Consider the following 6428-nt stretch of genomic DNA (forward strand, 5'->3'; position numbering starts at 1 on the left):
TAACCCCTCTGAATCAGCGATCGCGCTCATCCGCAAGGGGGTGAGTAATTACGCTGAGACTACAGAGTTGCGAAACCGCGAGCACCCGCTGTTCGTGCCTCGCAACGTAGATCTCCAAAAGCATGTCCCAACTCGGATCGTAGAATCTCACGCCGGTAAACCTGCTGGCCCTCCGACGACGGCCCGCCAGTATCGCCCTGGCAGCAAGCAGGCGGCGTTCAGCGCCTTCCTGGTTTGAGGCGCGTGCGGTCAGCAGCGTGTCTTCGACCGCCTTACGCGGGAGGCGAACAACAACCTCTATCAGTTCGTCTCCTCTAGATGCCGTAGCCATGATCGCCTCGATCCATTTCGGAGGTAAGGCTCGGCCATCAGCGGCAAGCGCCAAGTGCCGAGCGCGAGGGCCCCGAGTGCCAGGTAGGCGTAGACTCCGAGCCCGGTGTGATAAGCGAAGAGCGGGACGCGCGGCAGGAGCGCGCCGCAGACGCTCATGAAGAGGTCTGCGACTGCGAACCCGGCCGCCCAAATCGGCCAGAAGCGGATTGTAGTCATCCCCAGCCAGAAGAAGCCGACCGCAACGGAGGCGTCGATAGCGAAGATCCCTCCCTGGCCGGGCGCCCAGCCGAGAGCAGGAGCCGTCAGCCGGAAGAGCGTCGTGGCACCGAAGCCCGCTAGATTTATCAACACTCCCAGACGCTCGGGCCTGCCGCCTCGCATGGACGCGAAAAGCAGAACGATCGTCATGACGATGTTGAAGGAGACTGCGAGCAGGACCTGAACTGTCATAGGCTACTTCGCCGCCCCAAGAGCGTCATTCCGGCTGCAGCTCCCTCTCCTCTACCGATGCCATTGCCGGCTTCGGTAGATTCTCGCCCCAGCTCGTCTCCGATAAGCCAAGCTGACGGCCTACCTTCTCGATTGCAACGTGCGCCCGGATCGCCATGTGATCTTGCCCGTCCAACAAGGCCCCGAGTGCCGCCACGGCTGCCTTCACGGTGCGCTGCGTCATGGCCGGCGAGACCCGATGGACCTCTGTCGCATCCAGCGTTGTCAGCAGGAACTGCGCGGTGTCGCGCGCGGCGAGATTGATTGACCGTTCCGCCTTGCGAAGCTCGTCCGCGATGATCCGGCTCGTATTTGAAAGTCCGTGCATTACGCCTCCTCGGACGCGGGGCGTCCGCTACAGTGGTTTGAAACCGAGCAGGACGAGCAGCGTCAGGATGGCCATGCCAGCGGCGGTCAGCCCCAGAGGGGTCGCGATCGCGATGATCGCGGTCCAAAGGGCGATCTGCTTCCAGGTCAACATGTTCACTGCCGCCTTTGCGGTCGGCAGGGGCGATGGAAGCGGGAAGATCGGCGTGGAGGAAGGTAGGTCGGTTGCAGGGTGCAAAGGCTCTACCCCGGCATCGTAATCCGCCAGGAGGCGAGCCGCCTCAAAGCGGGTAGAGACGCCGAGCACCCCGTTGGCCTTCAGCAACTGTTTGTCGACCGCCCGATGGCTGCTGCCGGTCGCAGCAGCTATCTCCTTTGAACTGCGGTTCTGAAGCACCAGGCGAAGGTAGGAACGCTGTCGATCGGTGAGGACGGCGACGCGCTGCAACGGATCCTGGTCCATGACCGGCGGAGGCGGGCTTCGCTCGATTGAGCGGCCACCGGGTTCAACGGTCGGCATGCCCCTGAAAACACGCGACAGTTCGGAACGGTTTCACTCCAGACGCTATCCACGTCGGTCGCACTGACGCCTCCCGCGGGTCGGTTCGATCCCTTTTCCAGCCCTGCGTTCAGGGACCGCGGATTGCGACGCCGCCCTATGATTTTCGGCCGGCGGGACGCTAACGCTGCCATGTGACGTGGCGCACTCGGCCGCTAGGCCTTTTGTCCGCCGAACTCGTGGGCAAAGCGGCATGCTGACCGTCGTCAGAAGGCGAAAAGAGGGACTTAGGTCATCGCCGATCGCCGCAGCAGCGCCGCCTTAGTGAACGGTTGGAAAGTCCCGCAGGCTGGCGGCGGTGTCCTGCAGCCGCGAGGCCCAGAAAGCCAGGATGCGTCCTTCCGCCGGCCGATCTGCAGCGGTGACGGCGGCGTATTCGGCCAAGGAGCGCGCCAATTCATCTCCCGTGATTACACGCTCACGCTCAAGGATGGTGGCGAGAAGAGCCAACCAGTCACCCTGCGCCTGCACCACTTCCTCATACCGCAGAGCTTCCGCATTCGGCAGCCTCCGCCGCTGCAATCGCGACTGATAGCTTCGGAGCCGTACCAACACCCATCTGATCACCGCCATGAGCCGCATTCCATCAACCGCCGCTGCCGGGACGGTTGAATACGCGGGAACACTGGTAACCACGCCCCACGTATTCCCCGCACCGGTCACCCGGCGGAGTGTTGTATTCCGCGGGCCGCCCGACAAAGCCGGGGACCCAGTGTTCGACCGCACGCGCGGGCTAAGGACGGTATTCAAGCCGCCCTGAGCACCACCGCTATGGCACAGGGCGCGACAAAAAACAGCGTTTCGTTCAGCTCCTGCTGCCCCCCCTCGATAGGGCTTCTGCGTCGAAGCGCACGGTGCGCAACGCGTCGGTGGCAGGTGGCGCGGCCGAAGCTCGTCGTCCCGCTCCTCGATTGGTTCCGAAGCGGAGTTGCCCCGCACGGGGTGCCCCCTAAGTCTGACCAAGCGGCCATCCTCAATCGACCACGAACGAGTAGTCGGGGGTTGGCTATTGAGGCTCACTGCGCCGTGACGCCGGACGGCGGAAGCCGAGAACCGCGGGGGGTCTGAGGCTCAAAGCGAGCGCGACGGGCGCCGATTAGGCGTAGGCCTCGTAGTCGCGCATTATCGCGTCGGCGGCCGCTCGAGCCGCTTTCTCCAAACAGCGCCCATCCCTCTGTTTCACGTCATCGCGGACTGCGGCGACCAGCGCGCTATCCCCTGCATGACAGCAGGCGATCTCCCTGCCCATGAGCTTGAGCAGATCCGGCGACATCAGCAGGTCGCCGGCATCCTCCACTTCAATCTTCCGACTGTTGGGCGAGAGACGACGAACGACGAGTTCGTTCACGATGCAGTAGTGCGGATCGACCGCACGATTGCGCCCGGCCGCGATATCACCGGCCTTGATCGAACATGATTTGCCTGGCCCGAAGGTGGCCCAAGCGGCCGGCAGGATCGCCTTGCCCTCGCGCACGACAGGTCCACCGAGCCACTCGGCAACCGCAACATAGCGCGGGCGGCCGAGGCTACCGGTTCCCGCCGACCGAGCGTACATCGTGATGGAAAGGTCTCGCTCGGGCATTGCGGCGGTAAGCGCCGTCTGGAACCGAAGAGGCACTGGCCCTGCGCTCCGGTCGAGCTTCGCCCACCATTTGGCGCGCTCTTTCTCCGGCAGCAGGATGGTCTCCCGGAGCCAACGATGATCCCGCTCCAGGATCACCGCGCCGGAGCAGCGAGGCCGGCGGCATAACCGTTCCAGATCGCATCGCAGATCGCGCCCTTCGGCCCCGCATTGCTTGCAAGCATCGCCGACGCGGCCAGCCGGATCAGGTCGAGGACGTAGGGCATGACCGCCGCCTCGTCGAAGTCGTTTGCACCCCAGACAAGTCGGCCATCGGCGTCTCGCCACGTTCCGAAGTTCTCGAGGTGCGTGTCGCCGATCGCGAGGATCGCCGGCGCCAACAAAGCTTCGGGACAGATGGACCCGATGGTCTCAGACCATCGCCAGTAAGTCGCACGCAAAAACGCGAACGCGCTTGATCGCATTCGATCGTGTTTGCGGGCGAGATCGCCCTCTACCAGCTCGTCCCCAAGCTGCGCGCGGAGCCAATCCTCATAGCGCGCTACGGATCCGGTGATATCTGTCATGCCGGGATAGCGCCTCGAACTGCTGCTGCCATGCGTCGTTGCCCTACCGGATAACCGCAACCCTCACCCCAACATCGCTGGCGACATCCTTCCACGCACGATCGGCGATGTAGGCCGGTACGCCGAGGCGCTTGGACAGCGCCAGACAGAAGCGGTCGCCAAGAGAGAGGCCGGCCGAACTGGTCACCGCTCTGAGCGCGCCGGCATCCCAGCTCAGCTCCTCGTCGGCCGCCAGCACTGCAAAGGCCGCGAGCATTGAGTGAGTCTCCTTAACCGGTGCGCCAAGATGAACGAAATGGCTTACGACTTCGGCCTGGTTGAACACGCCCAGCGCCGCGTCGGCCACAACAGCCATCACTTTGCTTCCTCCGCGCTCTCTCTTGAGCAAGGCGATAACAGCGGAGGCGTCCTTGACCGCGCTGGTCAGTCGCCGCTGTCCGAGCGCCGGCTCACGAGGAAAGCGTCGACCGAAACGTCCGGGTGATCAGTGTACTTCTTGGCGATCGCCTGCGCGCGTGCCACCGCCTGACTGACAGTGCGCAGGATCACACCATCGGCAGTTTCCTCGATCAGCACCGCGCCGCCGCCTTCAAGGCCCAGCCGCTTACGAATGCCGGCGGGCAGGCTTATGCGCCTGTTGGCCGTTATGTTCACTTGCAAGGACATGCGACACTTGGCCCTGTGAGGTGGCATAATTGGATGGTTATACCGTTGGGGCGGTACTGCGCACCAGAAGTCGTTTTATGCCATCCTGCCGGCCTATGACACGACTAGCCTGCGTGGTATGAACATGCTCACCTGCCAACGCATATAATTAGCGATAACACTGATTCCCGCTAATTACATGCTGGCACAGATTCCGGTGATCGGTTAGCCCGTTTCGCGGATTTCTGGGCGGCCTCACTCACCGGCCGGTTGGATGAGCACGCGGCGCAGGAGGTCGGCTTGGCCGATGATGACATCGATGATGCGGCTCGCGTCGACCGCGCGGACCTGGACGCGATCGTGGCTGACGCGCTGGTGGTCGTCGACCAGGTTCAGTCGCTCGAACCCTATCTCCCGCAGCTCGCGCCCGGCGATCGCGAGCGCGTCGACGACTATGTCCGCCGGGCGTCCGCCGACGCGACCCTGCACGCCTACAAGTCGGACTGGCGGCTGTTCTGCGCGTGGTGCCAGGAAAGCGGCTATCGGCCGCTCCCAGCGACGCCGGCGACGGTCGCCGCGTTCCTGACGCTGCTCGCCGAGAGCGGGTTCAGTCCTCAGGAGCTCCGCCGAACCAAGCGCGGGACGGTGCTGCCGCGCAAGGAGCCGGTGCCGCTCGGCCGCGCGACGATCGGCCGGCGGCTTGCTGCGATCGTGTTCGCGCACCGAGCCGCCGACGTCGAGCCACCGACCTCGCAGCCCGACGCGGCTCGCCTCGAGCGCGCGATGCGCGGCATCCGCAAGGGCAAGCGCGGCGAGCTGCCTGGCAAGAAGCGGCCCGCAGACGGTGACGTGCTGCGCGATATGGTACGCGCGATCGTCGACCCGGATCTGCGCGGCTACCGGGACCGCGCGCTTCTCGCGATCGGGATGGCGGGCGCGTTCCGGCGCTCAGAGCTGGTGGCGATCACAGTCGGCCATGTGAGCCAGGACAGTCGCGGGCTTCTGGTGCGGATCGCTGCATCAAAGACCGACCAGGACGGCAAGGGTTACACCGTAGCAATTCCGGATGGGCAGCGGCTGGAGCCGGTGCGGCATTACCGCGCCTGGCTGGAGAAGGCTGGCATCACCGGTGGGCCGGTATTTCGAAAACTAACCCCACAGGGAAGGCTCACCGAAGTTGCCATGAGCGCCCAAGGCGTCGCTTTGGTCGTCAAGGCCGCTGCGGTCGCCGCCGGGTACCCGCCTGAGCTGTTCTCAGGTCACTCACTTCGCGCGGGGTTCCTTACCGAGGCGGGACGGCAGAATGCCAACCTCTTCAAGATGAAGGAACACAGTCGGCATTCGTCTCTCGAGATGGTGGCGGAGTATGTGCGCGATCATGAGCGGTTCCGCGAGCACGCGGGCGAGAGCTTCCTTTAAAGTTGACCCACAAGCCACCATTTAGGGGCGCTCAACCGCTTCCGGACGCCCGTTCATCTCCGTCTGGTAGCCGGCCTTGGTGGGCGGAGCCGATGATCTGCGCATGTCGGCTGGTTAGTTCGACGATCGGAGACCCAGCTCAGCCGCTCTGCAGACGGAGAGATACCATGCGGGCCAGTCGCTACCCAAGGTAGTCCCCGCTAAGTGAGCGCGATGCCGAGGAACCGCTACTACCAGGGACCGCCCAGCGACCACTTCGACGGGATACGCTTCTTCAACCCCGGCCAGCCTTCCACCGATCGAGGTCTTACCGCGATGCTGCGCTGGAAGCTGGCGGGCGGCGCGGCCAAGTGGCCGAAGTCGGTGCCGGTCGTCCCCGCCAAGCCCGAGGCGCGGGTCGCCGGCTTGCGCATCACGATGGTCGGCCATGCCACGCTCCTGATCCAGGCGGCGGGCGTCAACATCCTTACCGATCCGGTATGGTCCGAGCGGGCGAGCCCATTCCCAT

At 64.5% G+C, this 6428-nt stretch carries 10 protein-coding genes and 1 pseudogene; 3 read left to right on the forward strand and 8 right to left on the reverse strand.

What is annotated here, in order from left to right; all coding sequences use genetic code 11:
* Positions 1-238 (forward strand): hypothetical protein (locus ACFE65_RS17260; RefSeq protein WP_375383595.1); only part of this gene is annotated, 238 nt, incomplete at its 5' end.
* A 62-nt stretch (positions 239-300) separates the two neighbouring features.
* On the opposite strand, the gene ACFE65_RS17265 is transcribed toward ACFE65_RS17260, so the two are convergent.
* From ACFE65_RS17265 to ACFE65_RS17300, 8 genes are all read right to left on the reverse strand, one after another.
* Entirely contained in the window at positions 301-783 is a 483-nt protein-coding gene (locus ACFE65_RS17265; RefSeq protein WP_375383596.1) for a hypothetical protein, read from the reverse strand.
* A 25-nt stretch (positions 784-808) separates the two neighbouring features.
* Positions 809-1150: a hypothetical protein gene (locus tag ACFE65_RS17270; protein WP_375383597.1), complete on the reverse strand. Its 342-nt coding sequence runs from the start codon at positions 1148-1150 to the stop codon at positions 809-811.
* Between the two features lie 27 nt (positions 1151-1177).
* A complete protein-coding gene (locus ACFE65_RS17275) occupies positions 1178-1612 on the reverse strand; it encodes an RNA polymerase subunit sigma-70 (RefSeq protein WP_375383598.1) in 435 nt (144 codons plus the stop codon).
* 357 nt (positions 1613-1969) lie between these two features.
* Positions 1970-2281: a hypothetical protein gene (locus ACFE65_RS17280; RefSeq protein WP_375383599.1), complete on the reverse strand. Its 312-nt coding sequence runs from the start codon at positions 2279-2281 to the stop codon at positions 1970-1972.
* A 523-nt stretch (positions 2282-2804) separates the two neighbouring features.
* Complete coding sequence (locus ACFE65_RS17285) at positions 2805-3428, reverse strand: hypothetical protein (protein WP_375383600.1); 624 nt, start codon at positions 3426-3428, stop codon at positions 2805-2807.
* Entirely contained in the window at positions 3425-3856 is a 432-nt protein-coding gene (locus tag ACFE65_RS17290) for a DUF2252 family protein (protein WP_375383601.1), read from the reverse strand. The genes ACFE65_RS17285 and ACFE65_RS17290 overlap by 4 nt, the downstream gene beginning before the upstream one ends.
* 43 nt (positions 3857-3899) lie before the next feature.
* Positions 3900-4283 carry a PIN domain-containing protein gene (locus ACFE65_RS17295; protein WP_375383604.1) on the reverse strand — a complete coding sequence of 128 codons (384 nt, stop codon included), beginning with the start codon at positions 4281-4283 and terminating at the stop codon, positions 3900-3902.
* Entirely contained in the window at positions 4280-4522 is a 243-nt protein-coding gene (locus tag ACFE65_RS17300; RefSeq protein ID WP_375383602.1) for an AbrB/MazE/SpoVT family DNA-binding domain-containing protein, read from the reverse strand. The genes ACFE65_RS17295 and ACFE65_RS17300 overlap by 4 nt, the downstream gene beginning before the upstream one ends.
* Positions 4523-4801: 279 nt before the next feature.
* Here ACFE65_RS17300 and ACFE65_RS17305 point away from each other — a divergent pair, with 279 nt between their 5' ends.
* Both ACFE65_RS17305 and ACFE65_RS17310 read left to right on the forward strand, forming a co-directional pair.
* Complete coding sequence (locus tag ACFE65_RS17305) at positions 4802-5920, forward strand: site-specific integrase (RefSeq protein WP_375383603.1); 1119 nt, start codon at positions 4802-4804, stop codon at positions 5918-5920.
* 213 nt (positions 5921-6133) lie between these two features.
* Positions 6134-6428: pseudogene (locus ACFE65_RS17310) on the forward strand (hypothetical protein); the annotation flags it as partial.

This window comes from uncultured Sphingomonas sp. (assembly GCF_964237335.1).
Classification (GTDB): Bacteria; Pseudomonadota; Alphaproteobacteria; order Sphingomonadales; family Sphingomonadaceae; genus Sphingomonas.